Source organism: Microbacterium sp. AC035, assembly GCF_979258485.1.
The window spans coordinates 1,878,701-1,898,209 of record NZ_OZ409858.1 but is presented as its reverse complement, the minus strand read 5'-3'; the positions used below and the strand labels follow the sequence as shown (position 1 = coordinate 1,898,209).

The following is a 19,509-nucleotide window of genomic DNA, read 5'->3' as shown; positions in this document are numbered from 1 at the left end:
TGTCGAAGGGGCGGCATCCCTAGGCTGAACGGATGCGACTGCGCTCTCTCATCGTCCTCGGCACCGCCGCCGTGCTGCTGCTCTCCGGGTGCACGGGCGAGCCGACACCCGAGGTGAAGCCGTCGGCGTCGCCGTCTGAGTCGTCGTCTCAGACGCCGACGCCCACTCCGGAGCCCATCGTCGCGCCGGAGACGGCGTTCGCCGTGTCATGCGACGATGTCGCCGAGACGATGGCGGAGCTCGTAGGCGAGCCGTCGACGCCGGTCGAGCCGGTGCTCTCCGTGGTGTCTGCGATGGGCTGGCTCCCCGGTCCGGCGCAGCACATGTTCCAGCGAGCCGGCGGAATCGCCTGCTCTGCCGGCGACGCGGAGCGCAGTTGGGAGGTCACGATCGTGCCCGACGCGCAGGCTGTGATCGCAGGTGCGACCGAGCGCCAGGGCTACTGGGGCGAGACGGCGAGTTGTGAGGGCGGACGCTGCGCGTTCGAGCTGCCTGACGGAGACGTGCTGCTGTCGGCCACCGTCGTCGACCCCGATCTCGCCGCTGACGACAGCGCGCCGATCGAAGAGGCGCTGCGGGGGGTCGCCGCGGCGGCGGCGGCGAGCGCGCGCGAGGTCGAGTACGTCGACAGCGACATCGTGGGTGCTCCGTGCGAGCGCTTCGTCACGCCCGAGCAGGTGAACGCGGCCTTCGGAGTGTCAGACGCGTCCCTCTTCACGGATTTCGGCGGCTGGGGGATCCCTGCTGAGGTGTATGAGGTCGTCAACGGCTCCCGCATCTGCTATTTCAAGTCGGCCGGAAGCGAATACGAAGGATCGAGCTATCTGATGCTCACGACGCTTCCCGCCGGAGCATGGGCGTTCGAGACGCTCGATGGCGACCCCGTCGAGGTCGAGGGAGCCGATGATGCCAGGGCGTCCACGGGCGAGCACGGAGAGGGCATCCTCGACGTGCGGGTCGGAATCGACTGGATTCGGTTCATGACCTATGACAACGGATCCGGCGCCGCCGACCCGGCTCCCGTGGCGGAGACTGTCGTGCGCAACCTCACGGTCGGACACACCGCTCCCGAGTAGCCCGCACCCCGTCGGCTAGCCTGGCGGCATGCCTGAGTGGATACCGGACGTTCTCGGCGACGAGTTCGAGCAGCTCACGCTCGAACTCGGTGAGGACGACGAGGGCCCCCTGGTCGCGACGCTCGTGAGAGCCCTGCCCCGGGAGCAGCCCTGGTGGGATCGGGTGAGCGGGCGCAGGCGTCCGCTCGACGATGTCGATGTGCTCTACGTGCACGGGTGGTCAGACTACTTCTTCCAGAAGCGGCTCGCTCGCTTCTGGACCGCACGCGGTGCGCGCTTCTTCGCCCTCGATCTGCGCAAATACGGACGCAGCCTGCGCGACGGTCAGACGCCGGGCTACATCACGGATCTCGTCGCGTACGACGAGGACATCTCCGCCGCGCTGCACGCGATGGGCCGCGGTCCCGAGGGCACTGCGTCCACGCGCCGTCTGGTGCTTCTCGGGCACTCCACGGGAGGCCTCATCCTGAGTCTGTGGGCGTCGCGGCACCCCGAGACGGCGGAGGCGGTGATCCTGAACAGTCCGTGGCTGGAGTTCCAGGTCGCCTCAGCCCGACCGCTGATCGCCCCCGTCGCAGAGCTGCAGGCACGGTGGGCTCCCCGGGAGGTCGCGCCGCAGGTCGATCTCGGGTTCTACACCCGCGCCCAGCATGAGGTCGCCGACCCAGACGATCCCGTCGAGGTGAACCCGATCTGGCGCCCCGCGCAGACGATGGCCGTGCACGCAGGATGGTTCCACGCGATCCTCACGGGGCACGCCCGGGTGTCTGCGGGGCTGGCGATCGACGCAGCCGTCTGCGTGCTGCTGTCTGCGCGCTCTGTGACGCCCACGCGATGGTCCGAGGACCTCACCCGAGCAGACTCGGTCCTGGTCGTCGACGACATCGCGCGGGCGGCGCTGAAGCTCGGTCCGTCCGTCACCGTCGAGCGCATCGACGGCGCCCTGCACGACGTCTTCCTCTCTCGTCATGAGGCGAGAGAGGAAGCGTATCGTCGCCTCGACCGGTGGGTCAGAGGTTGGACGGCCGTGCGCTGACGTCGATCAGACGCAGAGGTCAGACGTAGTGCATCAGGCGTGCCTGGCGCTCGGCGTCGTCGGCATCGCCGCGAAGCACCGCGTCATGGAAGTCCCGATAGACCTGGAGCATGCGCTCCCGATCGTTCTCGGGAACGCTCCAGCCGCGGAGGTTGCGGAACAGCGCCATGCTCGCGTCGTTGATCAGCACCTGATGTTGTGCGTTCCGACTGCGCGTGCTGAGAAACGAGAACACCGCCCACCGCGTGTTGGAGATGTGCACGTCGTCATCGAGCGCCGTGTACATCTCTTCCACGAGTGCGGCGAGAGTCTCGCGTTCCTCCTGGCTCATCCGCGCGACGCCCATTCGTGCCGCCATCCCTGCCTGATACCCCGCGAACTCGAGCGTCTGCTCGACGGTCTCCGCGGTGACCGCGGTGACCTCGGTGTATCTGCTCGGGTACATCGTCACGAGCCCCAGACGCTCGAGGCGCTGTAACGCCTCTCGCACCGGAGTCCGCGACACATGCAGCTCTTCAGCGACATCGACATCGCGAATGCGATATCCCGGCTCCAGCACACCGTCCACGATCTGCGCGCCGATGTGCTGAAAAACCTCCTCCGCTAAGAGCTGCTTGCTTTCTCGAATACTCGTCATCGAGCTGTTGTTGTTCATGGACTGCCCCCAGTTGCTTTCCAGATCCGGGCTCCCCATGATGTGCCCGGACGGCCACTACATCACGAAGTGGATCGCGATGCCAATAATCCACAGACGAGTTTTCGGACGAGCACGTCGGTGCTCGCCCTCGGCGCGTCGTCGCAGGATTGAGTACGGGTGATTTCTGTGGCCGGCGGGTGTTGGGACACCCGCCGGCCACAGACGATGGCGTGCACGGAGCTGAACTGCGCCCAGTCCCCACAAGGCGGGAACCGCGATCCGCGAAGCGCGGAACCGTGGTTCGGCAGCGCGTCATGCATCGCCGCATCGTCTGTCGCATTCGGGACGCGACTGCATCCAGTCTCGGGCACCCAGGCCCATATATCGGAATGGGATCTGGGTACAGAAAGGGGGACGGACGCCTCGGCATCCGTCCCCCTGAGATCCGAGAGGTCAGCGGTAGTTGATGAACTGCAGGTCGAGATCGAGGTCCGAGCCCTTGAGGAGGGAGATCACGGACTGCAGGTCGTCGCGGCTCTTGGACTGCACGCGCAGCTCGTCGCCCTGGATCTGACTCTTGACTCCCTTGGGGCCCTCATCGCGGATGATCTTGTTGATCTTCTTCGCGTTCTCCGACGAGATGCCGTCCTTGAGCGTCGAGACGATGCGGAACTCCTTGCCGCTTGCGAAGGGGTCGCCCGACTCGAGGCTCTTGAGCGAGATGCCTCGCTTGATGAGCTTGGACTGGAAGACGTCGAGAACGGCCTTCGCGCGCTCCTCGGTGCCGGCGATGATCAGGATCTGCTCACCGCTCCATGCGATGGAGGAGCCGGTGCCCTTGAAGTCGTAGCGCTGCTCGATCTCCTTGCGCGCCTGGTTCAGAGCGTTCTCGGCCTCCTGGTGATCCACTTTCGAGACGATGTCAAAGGAACTGTCAGCCATGAGGAAAGTGTATCGATACCGCCGTTTTCATGCTTGCTTGGAAGCGCTTCCACCACACCTCACCCTACATTCCGCGATCACAGCTTGATATCGAAGGCAAGTTGCATTGCGATTCCCGTTGATCTCGTTGCATACTGTAAGCGCTTGCAGTCCTGCAGGCCACCAGCACTTCAGAGAGGCACACACCAATGAAGGTGAACAAGAGGGGCATCGTCGCCGCCGGCGTCATCGCGATCGTTTCGACTCTTACGCTTGCCGGTTGCTCGACCGCGACCGATGGCGGCGACTCGGCCGAGGGCGAGAGCAGCGGAACGCTGACCGTCTGGGTCGACGCCGAGCGCGTGGACGCGCTCCAGAGCGCCGCTGACTCCTATGAGGAGAAGACCGGAGTCAAGGTCGAACTCGTGGGCAAGTCCGTCGACGACATGAAGGACGACTTCATCCAGCAGGTGCCGACCGGCAAGGGCCCCGACGTCGTCATGGGCGCGCACGACTGGCTTGGCGAGCTGTCGAGCAACGGCGTCGTCGCACCGCTCGAGCTCGGCGACTCGTCGGCCGACTACCTGCCTGTCGCACTCCAGGCCGCGACCTACGACGGCACCGTCTACATGCTTCCCTACGCGGTCGAGAACATCGCCGTGCTGCGCAACGCCGACCTGGTCCCCGCTGCGGCGACGAGCTTCGACGACATGGTCTCGAAGGGCACCTTCGTCGTCGAACAGGGCACCGAGGGCAACCCGTACCACCTGTACCCCTTCCAGACGGCGTTCGGTGCTCCGGTCTTCGGCACCGACGACTCGGGCAGCTACGACTCGACCGACCTGCAGCTCGGCAGCGAGGGCGGCTTCGCCTTCGCCGACTGGCTCGCCGCTCAGGGCGCAGCGGGCACGCTGAACACCGACATCGACGGCGAGATCGCCAAGCAGCAGTTCCTCGACGGCACCGCGGCCTTCTGGCTGACCGGCCCGTGGAACGTCGGAGCCGCGACCGAGGCGGGCATCAACGTCGCGATCGACCCGATCCCGAGCCCCACGGGCGAGACCGCGTCGCCGTTCGCCGGCGTCAAGGGCTTCTTCGTGAGCTCCGAGTCGAAGAACAAGGTCGCCGCGAACGACTTCCTCGTGAACTACATCGGCACCGAAGAGGTGCAGCTCGAGCTGTTCAAGGCGGGCAACGTCCTCCCCGCGCTGACGGCCGCTGCCGACTCCGCAGCCTCCGACCCGATCATCGCCGGCTTCCAGGCCGTCGGTGCGGACGCCGTCCCGATGCCCGCGATCCCCGCGATGGGCTCGGTCTGGGAGTTCTGGGGTGTGGCCGAGGCCGCGATCATCAACGGCTCCGACCCGACGACGACGTGGCAGAAGCTCGTCGACGACGTGACCGCAGCAATCAAGTAAAGACACCCAGCACCATCCCTGCCGGGGCGGACCTCGTCCGCCCCGGCAGCTCGACGACGGGGACGAGATGACAGAACTCGCTGAGCCCACGGCTCCACTGAACAAGCGCCAGCGCCAGGCGGCGAAGATCGCCGAAGCCGCGTCAGGCCCCATCGGCTGGATGCTGCTGAAGATCCTGCTGCTGGCGATCGTCGACGCCATCGCGCTGTACGCGGCGTTCGTCCTCTTCGGCCAGCAGGAGTGGCTGGTGCTCGGCCTGGTCGTGGCCGTCACCGTCCTGGTCAACTACATCTACTTCTCGCGCAAGCGAATTCCCGCGAAGTACCTGACCCCCGGGATCATCTTCCTGATCATCTTCCAGGTGTTCACGCTGCTCTACACGGGGTACATCGGCTTCACCAACTACGGCACCGGGCACAACGGCACCAAGGATCAGGCGATCTCGTCGCTCCTCGCGTCCGCGCAGGAGCGCGTCGAGGACTCGGCGACCTATCCGGTCACGGTCGTCGAGCAGTTCGGCACCTACGGCCTGCTCGTGACCGACCCCGAGTCGGGTGACGCGCTGCTCGGCACCGCTGAGCAGCCCCTGCAAGAGGTCGACGCCGAGTTCGAAGGCGATCAGGCCGTGGCCGTCGAGGGCTGGACCACGCTCCCGCTCGCCAAGGTGTTCACCCTGTCGGAGGAGCTCGAGAAGCTCTCGGTGCCGTTCAGTGAAGACCCCAACGACGGCAGCCTCCGCGCTCCCGACGGACAGAAGGGCTACCTCTACGTCTCGACGCTCGAGTACGACGCCGAGGCCGACACCATCACCGACACGACGTCGGGCGCGGTGTACTCCGACACCGGACAGGGGTCGTTCATCGCCGAGGACGGCGCCGAGCTGCTGCCCGGCTGGCAGACCACAGTCGGGTTCGACAACTTCGTCCGAGCGGTGACCGATGAGAACATCCGCGGTCCGCTCATCTCGGTGACCATCTGGACCTTCGTGTTCGCCCTGCTCTCCGTCGCGACCACGTTCTTCCTCGGACTGCTGCTCGCGCTGGTCTTCAACAACACGCGGATGCGGTTCCGCAACGGCTACCGGATCATCCTGATCCTTCCCTACGCGTTCCCGGCGTTCCTGTCGGCCCTCGTCTGGGCGGGCATGATGAACGAGAGCTTCGGATTCATCAACCAGGTGATCTTCGGGGGAGCGGACATCCCCTGGCTCACCGACCCGAACCTCGCGAAGGTGTCGGTGCTCCTGGTCAACCTGTGGCTGGGCTTCCCCTACATGTTCCTCGTCTGCATGGGGGCCCTTCAGGGCATCCCGGAGGACGTCAACGAGGCGGCGGTGATGGACGGCGCGAACCCGTGGCAGGTCTTCCGCCGCATCAAGCTGCCGCTGCTGCTGGTGACGGTCGCGCCGCTGCTGATCTCGTCCTTCGCGTTCAACTTCAACAACTTCAACCTGATCTACATGCTGACCAAGGGCGGACCGCGGTTCGAAGACGTCAGCATCCCCGTCGGGCACACCGACATCTTGATCTCGATGGTCTACAAGGTGGCGTTCACAGGTCAGTCCCGCGACTACGGCCTCGCCTCCGCGTTCACGATCCTGATCTTCATCGTGGTCGCGACGATCTCGATCATCAGCTTCCGCAAGACCAAGGCCCTCGAGGAGCTGAACTGACATGAGCACCACGGATACCGGCACCGCCCGCCCCGTCGCCGTCGCGCAGGACCTCGCGCCTCGTCGCCGCAGCTTCGGCGCGTGGTTCGCAGACACCGGATGGCGCCATGTGGTCGCCATCGTCGTGAGCGCCTTCGCGCTCTTCCCGCTGCTGTACGTCGTCTCGGCGTCGCTCAACCCGAAAGGCACGCTGACCGGCTCGAACCAGCTGTTCTCCGCGTTCGGCTTCGACAGCTACGTGCGCATCCTCAGCGATCCGCAGAACCCCTATGGGCTGTGGTTCCTGAACACGCTGGTCATCGCGGTGGTCACCGGTGCGGTCACCGTCTTCATCGGCGCCCTGGCGGCATATGCCTTCTCGCGCATGCGTTTCGCGGGTCGTCGCATCGGCCTCGTCACGATCGTGGTCGTGCAGATGTTCCCGCAGCTGCTCGCCGTGGTGGCGATCTTCCTGCTGATGTCGACGCTGGGGGACTGGTTCCCCGCCATCGGCCTGAACACGCACACGGGTCTGATCCTCGTGTACCTGGGCGGCGCGCTGGGCGTGAACACCTACCTGATGTACGGGTTCTTCAACACCCTCCCGATGGAGCTCGACGAGGCCGCCCGCATCGACGGGGCCGGTCACGCCCGCATCTTCTTCACGATGATCCTGCCTCTGGTCGCGCCGATCCTCGCGGTGGTCGCGCTGCTGTCGTTCATCGGCACGGTCAACGAATACGTGATCGCGAGCGTCATGCTCGTCGACGTCGACCAGCAGACCCTGGTCGTCGGGCTGACGAAGCTCGTCGCGAACCCGCGCTACGCCGACTGGTCGGCGTTCTCGGCCGGCGCCGTGATGGCTGCGATCCCGGTGATGATCCTCTTCCTGTTCCTGCAGCGGTACATCGTCGGCGGGCTGACGGCCGGCGCGACGAAGGGCTGATCGTCCGTCATGGTCGCATCGTTCCCGGCGTTGCGATCACCGGCGATCCGCCGGCGGGTCGTAGCGTGATGGCATGACGCGTGTCGGAGGGCGGAACGTGGTGATCAGCTGGATCGCCGCAGTGCTGTGCATCGGCGTGGTGGGGGCTCTGATCTGGTTCTCGATGCCGATAGTGCCGGTCGTGGCCTCGTTCGTCGGCGACACCCTCCGCTCCACCCTTCCGTAGCGGTGCCGTCGGGCCCCGTCCGGCGGCCGAGGCGCGCGATCACGGGCTCGGCGACACGTCGGCACGCCTCCGCCGAGGCGCGGGCGGGCGGCGGTAATCTCGCAGAGCACACATCCGATGAGAGGCGCACCCATGAGTGACCCCGAGGTTCCCCAGCCCGAGCGGCCGAAAGACGTCAACGACGTCGTCGACAGCGCGAACGCTGGACTCGACGACGCCGCCGCAGCGAGTGCAGGCGTGCACGGCACGCCCGCGGACCCCACGCACGAGACGTCGGCTCCGGCACCGACCCAGCCCGTCGTCGACCCCGATGTCGCAGCCTTCGAGGCTGCCGAGAACGACCACCCCGGCACCTTCTCCACGCCGGAGCTCAACGACCCGAAGTACCTCGACGACGCAGACGACACGACGAAGTCGTGGAACACGGATGTCGACGCAACCGCCGCGTACACGCCGCCTGCGGCGCACGAGCAGTCGGCACTGGCCGGAGCCGCCTACGCGTCGGCCGACCACACCGAGACCCGGATCGTCCCCTCGGAGCCCGCAGCCGCCGAGCCGGTCGTCGTGCCGGTCCAGCAGCAGCCGATCTTCGTCCAGGCTCCTGAGCCGCCCCGCGAACGCGGCAACCGCGGCACCGCAGGCGCGATCGGTCTGCTGGCGACCATCGCCTTCGCGATCCTCTACCTGGGCGCGACGCTCGGCCTCCGCGCCGTCGCAGGCGACATCACCGGCGAGAACATCGGCGAAGCCGCCCTCGCTCCTCTGACGACCTGGGGCTTCTGGGTTCCTGTGGTGGTGTTCTTCCTCGGATTCTGGCTGCTGGGTGCGTTCATCAACCGCGGGCGCTGGGGACTCTGGGTGGTCTTCGGCATCATCGTCGGTCTCATCGCCTATGGCGGCCACATCCTCGGCGCTCTCTTCGAGGCGCCCTTCTGGCTGCTCACTGCTCGGGAGGGCAGCGAGCTCATCGGCGCGCAGCTCTTCCACCCGCTCGCCATCGCGGCATTCGTGTTCGCCCGTGAGCTGACCATCTGGTTCGGCGCGTGGGTCGCCCGCAGCGGGGCGCGCAAGACCGAGCTCAACGCCGAAGCGCAGCGCGAGTACGAGCGCACGCTCGAGGCCGGCCCGACGCTGGCGAGGTAGTCACGAACATGTCATCACCGAACCCCCGTGGACCCGAGTCCCCGGGGGTTTCGGTCATTCTGGCGCTGGTGCTCGCCACGATCAGCTTCTTCGCCCTCGCCGTGTTCGGTCTCGGCGCGGTGAGCATCGCGACCGACAGCGACATCATCGCGGTGCCTGGCCTCGGTCCGCTGCCCGGTGCGATCGCGATGCTGGGGGCGGTGGTGGCGTTCGCACTGTCGCTCTGGTCTTCGCTGCGGCGGACGCGACCGTCGTTCGTATCGGCACCGGGGGTCGCACTGGCCGCAGCGCTCGCGCACCTCGTCGTCGTGTGGATCGGCGTCGCCGCCGCCAGTGGCGACCTCGTCGTAGCGACGGCCGTCGCGGGCGACCTGGTCCGCGGGGGTGCGAGCGCAGTTCTCCTCGCCGCCGCCGCGATCGCGGCCTGGGGTGGCATCGCCTTGCGCCGCACGCGCGCACAGCATCCGCAGTGGCCCTGGGAGCACGACGAGGACGAGTGACGCCCCGCCGTGATGCGGGAAATCTCCGCGTCCGCCGCGCCCGCGCCGTACGCTCTATGTGTGGAGCGCTCATTGGAGACGCAGGTCGACCAGGCCGTAGAAGCCTGGTTGCGCTGGGTGCCGCGCTGGGAGCCGGCGACCCATCGCGGTCGGGTCGCGCCCTGTCGACGTTGCCTAGGGTCTCCGATCCTGTCTGCGGCGGGTATCGGCGCGAACACGCCGCACGGTGTGCAGCACGGCCTGTCCACGCGGATCAAGACGATCGTCGATCACGCGGTGGCCGAGTACACCGCCAGGAACCTGCCGATGCTGCAGCGCGAGCTCGACCAGCAGGCGGCGCGCAATCGGGCGCGCAGCTACCGTCCGGCTGACGGCCTTGATCCCGAGTTCGACGGGCTGCCGCTCGACCCGGAGCCGGTTCCGGGCGCACCGTTCCTCTTCACGATCGCCGGGATGGCCGACGAGGCCGTGGCGGATCTGCCGCCGCTGCCCCCGTTGAGCGACGAGGCGAAGGTCGCTCTGCGGCAAGAGGTCGCCCTCGCCGACGAGTACGCGAACATGGTGGGCCGTGAGATCTGCGGCATCCTGCTGCGTCATCGCCTCTACATCCAGGCGGCGATCTCGCAGCACGTCGAGCCCCAGATCGAGGCGCTGCTGGCCGAACTCACCGACTCTCTCGACTCGCCGTTCGACGCAGATCAGTCGTAGCGCCCGCATGCGCCGCGCCCCCGTGCGTCAGGGGCGCTGCCTGCGGATCCGCTGAGAGCCGTGCTTGTCGCTGGCGCTGTCGCGCGTCCGCTGGGTATCGTTTTTCGATAGATACCCATTGGCGATCGATAGGGCAACCCATGCATCCTCGTGTCACTCGCGTTCTCAAGGCGCTGATCATCGTTCTTCTCGCACTCCTGCTGGCGAGCCAGACCCTGGTCATCCCCGAGGTGGCCCGGATCACGGCCCAGCGCAATCCGGACGTCGCGTGGCTCGAGGTCCCCGGCGTCATCGGTGCCGTGCTCTTCCTCGCCCTGATCCAGGTGACGCTCGTATGCATCTGGTTCCTGCTCTCGCTGGTGCAGGACGATCGCATCTTCCGTGTCGAGGCGTTCCGCTACGTCGACATCATCCTCGGTGCTCTCATCGCGGCCGGAGCCGTCATCCTCGCGTCATATCTGGTCATCGTCGCCAGCCGTGCCGTGTCGCTGTCGCTGACACTGCTCGCGGTGCTGGGCATCGTGGTGAGTGCGGCGCTCGCGCTGCTGGTCGTCGTGCTGCGAGGTCTGCTCCGCAAGGCTCTCGAACTCGAGCAGGACATGTCGGAGGTCGTCTGATGCCGATCGTCATCGACCTCGACGTCCAGCTCGCGATCAAGAAGATGAGCGTGCAGGACTTCGCCGATGCGATCGGCATCACCCCGGCCAACGTCGCCGTGCTCAAGAACGGTCGAGCCAAGGCCGTGCGCTTCACGACCCTCGAGGCGATCTGCCGCGTGCTCGAATGCCAGCCCGGGGACATTCTGCGCTGGGTTCCCGATTCCGAGGAGCAGTGATGACCACCATGTCGGCCCCGGGCGCAGAGGCGCCGTCGATCACCTGGGGTGAAGCGGTCGCCCGGCATCTGCTCGACGGGGGGACCTGTCCGGTGTGCCAGTGGACGCTGGACGGCGGATGCTGTGCGCGATGCGGTTCCGACCTTCGTGGCCCGATCGGCATCGAGATCTGGAAGGCGTCGCTCGCGGCTGCCGTCGCGATCCGCGCTCGGGACGAGACCCTCCGTCGCGTCCCTGTCGTTCAGACGGCCATCGCCACGACGCGGGTGACCGTCCCCATGGCAGAGGCGCCGACTCCCGCGACGGCCAAGGCGGCCGGGCCGCCACCGCCCCCGCCTGGCAGAGACGCGCGGAGCGCAGAGGCATCCCCGCAGAGCAGCGCGACTCTGCAGTCCGTCCTGGCGACGGCCGGGGCCGGGCTGTTCGCCGTCGCAGCGATCGTCTTCACCTATTTCAACCCCGATCTCGCGGATCGCGCTCTGCGCAGCGTGATCGTGGGGTTGATCACTCTGCTGTTCCTCGGCGGTGCCTGGCTGCTGTCCCGCCGCGGCCTGCGCTTCTCCGCCGAAGCGGTCGGCGGCCTCGGCCTCGTGTTCGCCGGCCTCGACGTGCACGCGGTCGCCCAACTCGCCGCGCCGGAGATCGACCCCTGGGGCACCGCGTCGGTCGCCACTGCCGTCGCCGCGCTCGCGGTGCTCGGAGTCGGCAGGCGCTTCGGCATCCGGATCTGGCAGTGGACCGCGGTGGTGGCGCTGTCGGTCGCGCCGGCGATGCTCGGCGCCGCCGGCGGCACCCCGCTCTCGGGCGCCGTCGGCGCGATCGGCGTCGCGTTCGCGGGTGCCGCGATCGTCGAGTGGATCAGGCTGCCGCTGGTCGAGCGCACCACTCTCGTCGCCGTGCAGCTGCTCGCCGTCGCCAGCGCACTCCTCCTGCTGGTGAGCCTCGACGGCGATATGACGACGACGCTGTTCACCGCGAGCGGACTGCTCCTCCTCATCGCAGCACACGCCGTGATCGCCGCAAGACGCATGCTCCGACCGCTGTGGGCGTACGCCGCGGGAGCGACTGGGTCCACGGCGCTGGTGCTCGCCGTCTGGGGAGTCCCCGGCATCCGCGAGCTCGACATGACGTGGCACTTCGCCATCGTCCCGGCGGTGGCATCCGTCGCGCTGGTGCTGGTCGGGGTGCTGGCGCCGCTGCCATCTCGCGTGCCACGCGCGTACACCGTCGCGGGGGCCTTGACCGTGTTCGCCGTGCCGTCAGCCGTGCTGCTGATGCTCGCCGGAATCACCGGCGCGACGACCGTGATCGCCTTCCTCCGACAGGGCCCGGTGCTGACCGGCGGGGGCGTCGCGGGGTGGGGAGGCCCGATCGGGCTCGTCGCGGTCAGCGGTGGTCTGGCCGCTTACAGTGCGCTCGCCCGCGGACGCGACGGCGTGCGGTTCTTCGCCGCGACCGCGTCGCGACTCGCGGTCGCCTTCGCCGTCGTCGCGGTGCTCGTGCTCGGCTGCGGCGGTCTGCTCGTGCTGCCGGCGTCCGTCGCCGTGCTGATCGGGATGGTCCTGGCGATCTCGGCGATGCTGCGGTGGATGCCTCACCGGATTGCAGGCAGGGGCATCCGTCCGATCCTGCTCCTCGCCGCTCATCTCGCTCTCGCCGCGGCGGCGATGGTGGCCTGGCGTGAGCCGTCGATCGTCCCGCCGGCCGGGGTGGCGACCCTCCTCGCTGTGGCCGCGCTCGCAGCCGTGCGTCCTGCCCGGTGGCGATTCCTCTACGTCGGCGCCGGCTTCGCCTACGGTCTGGTCCTGGTGGCGACGGCGCTCGCAGAGAGCGGCGTCGACGGCATCGCCCAGCTGTGCCTCACTGCGTCGTCCGGCCTGCTGGTCGCCATAGCGGCCACCCATCTCACGGCGATCGGCGCTCGCTCATGGCAGGCGATCCTCGTCGTCTCGGCGGTGCCGTTCGGAATCGGAGTGCTTCAAGTCCTGATCGAGCGCAGCGGCTGGACCGCGCTCTCGACCGGGCTCATGTCCGTGCTGGCGATGACGTTGCTGCTCACCCGGCGACCGGGGCTCACACTGCTGGTCCGCTCGATGGCGGCCGCGATGCTCGTGCCGACGCTCGCCGTGGTCGTCGTCTGCCTCGGTGCGCAGCTCCTGGCATCGAGCGGATCTCCGATCGTCCTGCCGATCGTGGCTGTCATCGTCGCGCTCGCCCTCGCATCCTCCTCGCTCGTGAGTGATCTGCTCGTCGCCAGAGGCCATCCCGCGCGCACGGTGAGCGCCGCTCGCGCCGCCATCGAGGCCTCGGCGCTGCTCACCGGAGCGATCGCGACGGCGCTGTCTCTCGAACGCGAGGCAGCCGGCCTCGGTACGGCTCTCGTGGTGCTGCTGATCATCGGTCTCGGAGCGGTCGCCGCCGCACTCTTCGCCGCTCGTCGCTATGCGTGGCTGGTCGCCGGGGCCGCATTCACGGGCGCCCTCTGGTGCACCTGGGGCATCGCCGGCGTCGACGTGCTCGAGGCCTACCTCCTGCCGCCCACTCTCGGGGCCGCTCTCGTCGGTCTGCTCCTCACGCTTCGCGGTCGCCGGTCGACGGCGCTGTTCTCCGCAGGGGTCCTCACCGCCGTCGCCCCGCTGCTCGCGGCCGTCGCGTTCGCCGGATCGTCTGCCGATCAGCCTGCTGTCGCGTGGCGGGTCGGCGGGCTTCTCGCCGCGTCGTGGGCACTGCTGGTCTCCGAGATGCTTCTGGGCAGGGTTCGGGCAGGGTCCCGCCTGCACCGACTGGGCGCTCTGCGCGTTCCGATCCTCGCGGCCGCGGCACTCGCGGCGATCGTCGGGCCGCTGCAGGGCGTCCGCCTCGGTCTGGGCTGGGATCTGGCCTCGGTCCACGGGCTGGCCCTCTTCCTGTGCTGCTTCGGGGTGAGCGCCGCCGGAGCCTCGGCTCTGCTGCTCGCCGGCCGCGGGATCAGACGTGCATCGGCCGAGAACTCGGTGCTGCGCACCACGAGGTGGCTCGGCGCACCCGCTGCATTCGCCCTCGCGGTCGGCACCTGGTTCGCGATCGAGCGCGACTGGTTCTCGATCTGGCCGATGTGGATGCTGATGCTCGGCTACCTCGTGGCGACCGTCGTCATCGCACACCGCGTGAGCCGACGCGAGACCACGGCCCCGCCGGTGTGGTTCCTCTTCGCCATCGCATTCGTGACCGCCGTCGTGGCGTGGAGTCCTCGGGATCTGCGCGTCGAATGGTTCTCCCTGCCACTGGGGGCGTTCCTCCTGCTCGCCGGAGCACTCGCCCTGCGACGGCAGCCGTCGGAGTTCGGCGGCGCGCGCCCCACGCTCGACAGCTGGCCGGGCCGCTGGACCGGGTCCTGGGCGCTGCTCGCGCCAGGCATCGTCACGATGATGATCGCGTCGATCGTCTCGACCTTCACCGACCCCCTGACCTGGCGAGCGATCCTCGTGATGGTGCTCGCCCTGATCGCGATCCTCGTGGGCTCTCGCGAACGGCTCGCCGCGCCGTTCCTCCTCGGCCTCGTCGTGCTGCCGGTCGAGAACGTGTTCGTGTTCTCGGTGCAGATCGGGCGGGGAGTGGAGTCGATGCCCTGGTGGATCACTCTCGCGGTGATGGGTGCCGTGCTGCTGATCATCGCGGTCACCGCCGAACGTCGAACGGGGGAGGGGAGCGGCGTGGCCGCGCGCGTCCGGGATCTGCGGTGAGCGCGGCAGGACCGCGGCCGCCATTTGACCACCAGGTTACGTGGCATTACACTTGATCAGGTGTGTGCACGTCTCGACGTGCACGCTGGGCGTCGGCACCATGCCGGTCCGCCCCCACGGCATACCCACCACCACAAAAGGCACGTCGATTCCGGCGTGCCGGTGGGTCACTGATGTGAAACCCATCACGCTGTCACCGTGCAGCATTATGAGGAGAGAACGTGCCAACCATTCAGCAGTTGGTTCGCAAGGGTCGCTCGCCCAAGGTCACCAAGACCAAGGCGCCCGCACTCAAGTCGAACCCGCAGCAGGCCGGGGTCTGCACCCGCGTCTACACCACCACCCCGAAGAAGCCGAACTCGGCGATGCGCAAGGTCGCTCGTGTGAAGCTCCGCAACGGCACCGAGGTGACCGCCTACATCCCGGGTGAGGGTCACAACCTCCAGGAGCACTCCCTGGTGCTCGTCCGCGGTGGTCGTGTCAAGGACCTCCCCGGTGTTCGCTACAAGATCGTCCGTGGCGCCCTGGACACCCAGGCCGTCAAGAACCGTAAGCAGGCTCGCAGCCTCTACGGCGCAAAGAAGGGCTGAGTCCAATGCCTCGTAAGGGTCCCGCCCCCAAGCGTCCCGTCGTCAACGACCCGGTATACGGCGCTCCGATCGTCAGCCAGCTGGTCAACAAGATCCTGGTCGACGGCAAGAAGTCGCTCGCCGAGTCGATCGTCTACAACGCCCTCAAGGGCGTCGAGGCGAAGAACGGTCAGGATGCCGTCGCCACTCTGAAGAAGGCGCTCGACAACGTGCGCCCGACTCTCGAGGTCAAGAGCCGCCGCGTCGGTGGCTCGACCTACCAGGTTCCGGTCGAGGTCAAGCCGCACCGCGCGAACACCCTCGCGCTGCGCTGGCTCGTCAGCTACGCCAAGGGTCGTCGTGAGAAGACGATGACCGAGCGTCTCCAGAACGAGATCCTCGACGCGTCGAACGGTCTCGGCGCAGCGGTCAAGCGCCGCGAGGACACGCACAAGATGGCCGAGTCGAACCGCGCGTTCGCTCACTACCGCTGGTAAACAGCTTCGCCTGCCCCCGGCCACACGCCGGGGGCAGGCACCCCCTCTTCGCAGCAAGACTGCCAAAAAGATAAGGACACTCCTGTGGCACAAGACGTGCTCACCGACCTGAGCAAGGTTCGGAACATCGGCATCATGGCTCACATCGATGCCGGCAAGACCACCACCACCGAGCGCATCCTGTTCTACACGGGCGTCAACCACAAGCTCGGCGAGACCCACGACGGTGCCTCGACCACCGACTGGATGGAGCAGGAGAAGGAGCGCGGCATCACGATCACGTCTGCCGCCGTGACCTGCTACTGGAACAAGAACCAGATCAACATCATCGACACCCCCGGTCACGTGGACTTCACGGTCGAGGTGGAGCGCTCGCTCCGCGTCCTCGACGGTGCCGTCGCAGTGTTCGACGGCAAGGAGGGCGTCGAGCCCCAGTCCGAGACCGTGTGGCGTCAGGCCGACAAGTACAACGTCCCCCGCATCTGCTTCGTCAACAAGATGGACAAGCTCGGGGCGGACTTCTACTTCACCGTCGACACCATCATCAACCGCCTCGGCGCCAAGCCGCTGGTCATCCAGCTGCCCATCGGTGCAGAGAACGACTTCGTCGGCGTCATCGACCTCGTCGAGATGCGTGCCCTCGTCTGGGCCGGCGACTCGAAGGGTGACGTCACCATGGGCGCCTCCTACGAGGTCCAGGAGATCCCGGCCGACCTCAAGGACAAGGCGGACGAGTACCGTCAGCAGCTCCTCGAGACCGTCGCCGAGACCGACGACGCTCTGCTCGAGAAGTTCTTCGGTGGCGAAGAGCTGACCGTCGCCGAGATCAAGGGCGCGATCCGCAAGCTCACCGTGGCTTCCGAGATCTACCCGGTCCTGTGTGGCTCGGCGTTCAAGAACCGTGGCGTGCAGCCGATGCTGGATGCCGTCGTCGACTACCTCCCGAACCCGCTCGACGTGGGCTCGATCGAGGCGCACGACCCCAAGGACTACGACACGATCATCGAGCGTCACCCCGACGCGAAGGACCCGTTCGCGGCTCTCGCGTTCAAGGTCGCGGTGCACCCGTTCTTCGGTCGTCTGACCTACGTGCGCGTCTACTCGGGCCAGCTCGACTCCGGCGCCGCGGTCATCAACTCGACCAAGGGCAAGAAGGAGCGCATCGGGAAGATCTTCCAGATGCACGCCAACAAGGAGATCCCTGTTCCCTCGGTCACCGCGGGCAACATCTACGCCGTCATCGGTCTGAAGGACACCACCACCGGTGACACCCTCACCGACCCGGCAGCGCCCGTCGTGCTCGAGTCGATGACGTTCCCCGAGCCCGTCATCGAGGTCGCGATCGAGCCGAAGACCAAGGCCGACCAGGAGAAGCTGGGTGTCGCCATCCAGAAGCTCGCTGAAGAGGACCCGACCTTCCGCACGGAGCTCAACCCCGAGACCGGTCAGACGACCATCAAGGGCATGGGCGAGCTGCACCTCGACATCCTCGTCGACCGCATGAAGCGCGAGTTCAACGTCGAGGCCAACGTCGGCAAGCCGCAGGTGGCGTACCGCGAGACGATCCGCAAGGGCGTCGAGAAGTACGACTACACGCACAAGAAGCAGACCGGTGGATCGGGTCAGTTCGCGAAGATCCAGTTCAACATCGAGCCGCTCGACCTCGACGACGACAAGACGTACGAATTCGTCAACTCGGTCACGGGTGGTCGCATCCCGCGTGAGTACATCGGCTCGATCGATGCCGGCTTCCAGGACGCGATGAACGTCGGCGTGCTCGCCGGCTACCCGATCGTCGGCGTCAAGGCGACGATCGTCGATGGTGCGGCCCACGACGTCGACTCCTCGGAGATGGCGTTCAAGATCGCAGGATCGATGGGTATGAAGGAAGCTCTTCGTCGGGCGAGCCCGGCGCTCCTCGAGCCGCTGATGGCGGTCGAGGTGCGTACTCCTGAGGAGTACATGGGCGACGTCATCGGCGACCTGAACTCGCGTCGTGGCCAGATCCAGTCGATGGAAGACGCCGCAGGCGTCAAGGTCGTCCGTGCACACGTCCCGCTGTCCGAGATGTTCGGCTACATCGGCGACCTGCGCTCGAAGACCTCGGGCCGCGCGGTCTACTCGATGGAGTTCAACAGCTACGCTGAGGTTCCCCGCGCTGTGGCCGACGAGATCGTCCAGAAGCACCAGGGCGGCGAGTAACACTTTCCTGGGAGCCGGGTTCAGGCTCGGCTCCCAGGTCACCTACAACTTCACATTCCCTCTCTACTAAACTGAGATTCACACCCGTAGAGAACCGGTCGCAAACCAGTGCCCGGCACCCTCTACATGACGTCCTGAGGAGGACCCAGTGGCTAAGGCCAAGTTCGAGCGGACCAAGCCGCACGTCAACATCGGAACCATCGGTCACGTTGACCACGGCAAGACCACGCTCTCCGCAGCGATCTCGAAGGTGCTTGCTGACAAGTTCCCGTCTGACACCAACGTGCAGCGCGACTTCGCTTCCATCGACTCGGCGCCGGAAGAGCGCCAGCGTGGAATCACCATCAACATCTCGCACATCGAGTACGAGACCCCGAAGCGCCACTACGCGCACGTTGACGCCCCCGGCCACGCCGACTACGTCAAGAACATGATCACCGGTGCTGCTCAGATGGACGGCGCGATCCTCGTGGTCGCCGCCACCGACGGCCCGATGGCTCAGACGCGTGAGCACGTGCTGCTCGCCAAGCAGGTCGGCGTGCCGTACCTGCTCGTCGCGCTGAACAAGTCCGACATGGTCGACGACGAGGAGATCCTGGAGCTCGTCGAGCTCGAGGTCTCCGAGCTGCTCGCCTCGCAGGGCTTCGCCGAGGACGCTCCTGTCGTCCGCGTCTCCGCTCTGAAGGCCCTCGAGGGTGACGAGAAGTGGACCCAGTCCATCCTCGACCTCATGGAGGCCGTCGACGAGCACGTTCCGGACCCGGTGCGCGACAAGGACAAGCCGTTCCTGATGCCCGTCGAGGACGTCTTCACGATCACCGGTCGTGGAACCGTCGTCACCGGCCGCGCCGAGCGTGGCACGCTGGCCATCAACTCCGAGGTCGAGATCGTCGGACTCCGTCCGACCGTCAAGACCACGGTCACGGGTATCGAGATGTTCCACAAGCAGCTCGACGAGGCATGGGCCGGCGAGAACTGTGGTCTCCTGCTCCGTGGCACGAAGCGTGAGGACGTCGAGCGCGGTCAGGTCATCGTCAAGCCGGGTTCGGTCACGCCGCACACCGACTTCGCCGGTACCGCGTACATCCTGTCGAAGGATGAGGGTGGGCGTCACAACCCGTTCTACACGAACTACCGCCCGCAGTTCTACTTCCGCACCACCGACGTCACCGGCGTCATCACGCTGCCCGAGGGCACCGAGATGGTCATGCCCGGCGACACCACTGACGTGACGGTCGAGCTGATCCAGCCGATCGCCATGGAAGAGGGCCTCGGCTTCGCCATCCGTGAGGGTGGACGCACCGTCGGCGCCGGTACGGTCACGAAGATCATCAAGTAAGCATCTGCTTTCTCGCACAGGGGTCGGACCTTCGGGTCCGGCCCCTTTGTCGTACCCGGGCGGTCCGTCCGCGCGCGTGGCGT

18 protein-coding genes are annotated in these 19,509 nt (G+C 67.1%); 16 read left to right on the top strand and 2 right to left on the bottom strand.

Annotation, left to right across the window (positions count from 1 at the left end; all coding sequences use genetic code 11):
- Window positions 1–32: 32 nt before the first annotated feature.
- On the top strand, window positions 33–1,076 hold the full coding sequence (locus ACZ0AA_RS09245; protein ID WP_463512724.1) for a hypothetical protein: 1,044 nt from the start codon (window positions 33–35) through the stop codon (window positions 1,074–1,076).
- A 28-nt stretch (window positions 1,077–1,104) separates the two neighbouring features.
- On the top strand, window positions 1,105–2,112 hold the full coding sequence (locus ACZ0AA_RS09240; protein ID WP_463512723.1) for an alpha/beta hydrolase: 1,008 nt from the start codon (window positions 1,105–1,107) through the stop codon (window positions 2,110–2,112).
- 19 nt (window positions 2,113–2,131) lie between these two features.
- Here the strand turns inward: ACZ0AA_RS09240 and ACZ0AA_RS09235 are convergent, their stop codons facing one another.
- Both ACZ0AA_RS09235 and ACZ0AA_RS09230 read right to left on the bottom strand, forming a co-directional pair.
- Entirely contained in the window at window positions 2,132–2,767 is a 636-nt protein-coding gene (locus ACZ0AA_RS09235; RefSeq protein WP_400866171.1) for a GntR family transcriptional regulator, read from the bottom strand.
- 435 nt (window positions 2,768–3,202) lie between these two features.
- Window positions 3,203–3,691 (bottom strand): YajQ family cyclic di-GMP-binding protein, encoded by a 489-nt coding sequence (locus tag ACZ0AA_RS09230; RefSeq protein WP_042538692.1) that lies wholly within the window; start codon window positions 3,689–3,691, stop codon window positions 3,203–3,205.
- A gap of 188 nt (window positions 3,692–3,879) precedes the next feature.
- Here ACZ0AA_RS09230 and ACZ0AA_RS09225 point away from each other — a divergent pair, with 188 nt between their 5' ends.
- From ACZ0AA_RS09225 to tuf, 14 genes are all read left to right on the top strand, one after another.
- Window positions 3,880–5,088, top strand: a complete 1,209-nt coding sequence (locus ACZ0AA_RS09225) for a sugar ABC transporter substrate-binding protein (RefSeq protein WP_463512722.1) — start codon at window positions 3,880–3,882, stop codon at window positions 5,086–5,088.
- A 67-nt stretch (window positions 5,089–5,155) separates the two neighbouring features.
- Window positions 5,156–6,760, top strand: coding sequence for an ABC transporter permease subunit (locus ACZ0AA_RS09220; RefSeq protein WP_400866116.1), 1,605 nt, complete (start codon window positions 5,156–5,158; stop codon window positions 6,758–6,760).
- Window position 6,761: 1 nt separating this feature from the next.
- On the top strand, window positions 6,762–7,685 hold the full coding sequence (locus ACZ0AA_RS09215) for a sugar ABC transporter permease (protein WP_400866113.1): 924 nt from the start codon (window positions 6,762–6,764) through the stop codon (window positions 7,683–7,685).
- 73 nt (window positions 7,686–7,758) lie between these two features.
- Window positions 7,759–7,911, top strand: coding sequence for a hypothetical protein (locus ACZ0AA_RS09210; RefSeq protein WP_400866110.1), 153 nt, complete (start codon window positions 7,759–7,761; stop codon window positions 7,909–7,911).
- Between the two features lie 132 nt (window positions 7,912–8,043).
- Complete coding sequence (locus tag ACZ0AA_RS09205) at window positions 8,044–9,054, top strand: MFS transporter (protein WP_400866107.1); 1,011 nt, start codon at window positions 8,044–8,046, stop codon at window positions 9,052–9,054.
- A 68-nt stretch (window positions 9,055–9,122) separates the two neighbouring features.
- The gene (locus tag ACZ0AA_RS09200) at window positions 9,123–9,554 is read left to right on the top strand and encodes a hypothetical protein (protein ID WP_463512721.1); all 432 of its coding nucleotides are present in this window, start codon (window positions 9,123–9,125) and stop codon (window positions 9,552–9,554) included.
- A 60-nt stretch (window positions 9,555–9,614) separates the two neighbouring features.
- Entirely contained in the window at window positions 9,615–10,262 is a 648-nt protein-coding gene (locus ACZ0AA_RS09195) for a spermidine/putrescine ABC transporter substrate-binding protein (protein WP_400866103.1), read from the top strand.
- Between the two features lie 140 nt (window positions 10,263–10,402).
- On the top strand, window positions 10,403–10,879 hold the full coding sequence (locus tag ACZ0AA_RS09190) for a DUF2975 domain-containing protein (protein WP_400866101.1): 477 nt from the start codon (window positions 10,403–10,405) through the stop codon (window positions 10,877–10,879).
- The gene (locus ACZ0AA_RS09185) at window positions 10,879–11,097 is read left to right on the top strand and encodes a helix-turn-helix domain-containing protein (RefSeq protein ID WP_140037917.1); all 219 of its coding nucleotides are present in this window, start codon (window positions 10,879–10,881) and stop codon (window positions 11,095–11,097) included. The genes ACZ0AA_RS09190 and ACZ0AA_RS09185 overlap by 1 nt, the downstream gene beginning before the upstream one ends.
- Complete coding sequence (locus ACZ0AA_RS09180) at window positions 11,097–14,819, top strand: SCO7613 C-terminal domain-containing membrane protein (RefSeq protein ID WP_463512720.1); 3,723 nt, start codon at window positions 11,097–11,099, stop codon at window positions 14,817–14,819. Before ACZ0AA_RS09185 ends, ACZ0AA_RS09180 begins: the two co-directional genes overlap by 1 nt.
- Window positions 14,820–15,040: 221 nt before the next feature.
- Window positions 15,041–15,409, top strand: coding sequence for a 30S ribosomal protein S12 (rpsL, locus tag ACZ0AA_RS09175; protein WP_042538704.1), 369 nt, complete (start codon window positions 15,041–15,043; stop codon window positions 15,407–15,409).
- A gap of 5 nt (window positions 15,410–15,414) precedes the next feature.
- Window positions 15,415–15,885 (top strand): 30S ribosomal protein S7, encoded by a 471-nt coding sequence (gene rpsG, locus ACZ0AA_RS09170; protein ID WP_042538706.1) that lies wholly within the window; start codon window positions 15,415–15,417, stop codon window positions 15,883–15,885.
- Between the two features lie 84 nt (window positions 15,886–15,969).
- A complete protein-coding gene (gene fusA / locus ACZ0AA_RS09165; protein WP_463512719.1) occupies window positions 15,970–18,087 on the top strand; it encodes an elongation factor G in 2,118 nt (705 codons plus the stop codon).
- Between the two features lie 148 nt (window positions 18,088–18,235).
- Complete coding sequence (gene tuf / locus ACZ0AA_RS09160; RefSeq protein WP_116635678.1) at window positions 18,236–19,426, top strand: elongation factor Tu; 1,191 nt, start codon at window positions 18,236–18,238, stop codon at window positions 19,424–19,426.
- The last annotated feature ends 83 nt before the right edge of the window (window positions 19,427–19,509 follow it).

Excerpts from the sequence above, each read along its gene's own strand:
- ACZ0AA_RS09245 (WP_463512724.1), top strand. The coding sequence starts at position 33 with ATGCGACTGCGCTCTCTCATCGTCCTCGGCACCGCCGCCGTGCTGCTG.
- ACZ0AA_RS09240 (WP_463512723.1), top strand. The coding sequence starts at position 1,105 with ATGCCTGAGTGGATACCGGACGTTCTCGGCGACGAGTTCGAGCAGCTC.
- ACZ0AA_RS09235 (WP_400866171.1), bottom strand. The coding sequence starts at position 2,767 with ATGAACAACAACAGCTCGATGACGAGTATTCGAGAAAGCAAGCAGCTC.
- ACZ0AA_RS09230 (WP_042538692.1), bottom strand. The coding sequence starts at position 3,691 with ATGGCTGACAGTTCCTTTGACATCGTCTCGAAAGTGGATCACCAGGAG.
- ACZ0AA_RS09225 (WP_463512722.1), top strand. The coding sequence starts at position 3,880 with ATGAAGGTGAACAAGAGGGGCATCGTCGCCGCCGGCGTCATCGCGATC.
- ACZ0AA_RS09220 (WP_400866116.1), top strand. The coding sequence starts at position 5,156 with ATGACAGAACTCGCTGAGCCCACGGCTCCACTGAACAAGCGCCAGCGC.
- ACZ0AA_RS09215 (WP_400866113.1), top strand. The coding sequence starts at position 6,762 with ATGAGCACCACGGATACCGGCACCGCCCGCCCCGTCGCCGTCGCGCAG.
- ACZ0AA_RS09210 (WP_400866110.1), top strand. The coding sequence starts at position 7,759 with ATGACGCGTGTCGGAGGGCGGAACGTGGTGATCAGCTGGATCGCCGCA.
- ACZ0AA_RS09205 (WP_400866107.1), top strand. The coding sequence starts at position 8,044 with ATGAGTGACCCCGAGGTTCCCCAGCCCGAGCGGCCGAAAGACGTCAAC.
- ACZ0AA_RS09190 (WP_400866101.1), top strand. The coding sequence starts at position 10,403 with ATGCATCCTCGTGTCACTCGCGTTCTCAAGGCGCTGATCATCGTTCTT.
- ACZ0AA_RS09185 (WP_140037917.1), top strand. The coding sequence starts at position 10,879 with ATGCCGATCGTCATCGACCTCGACGTCCAGCTCGCGATCAAGAAGATG.
- ACZ0AA_RS09180 (WP_463512720.1), top strand. The coding sequence starts at position 11,097 with ATGACCACCATGTCGGCCCCGGGCGCAGAGGCGCCGTCGATCACCTGG.
- rpsG (WP_042538706.1), top strand. The coding sequence starts at position 15,415 with ATGCCTCGTAAGGGTCCCGCCCCCAAGCGTCCCGTCGTCAACGACCCG.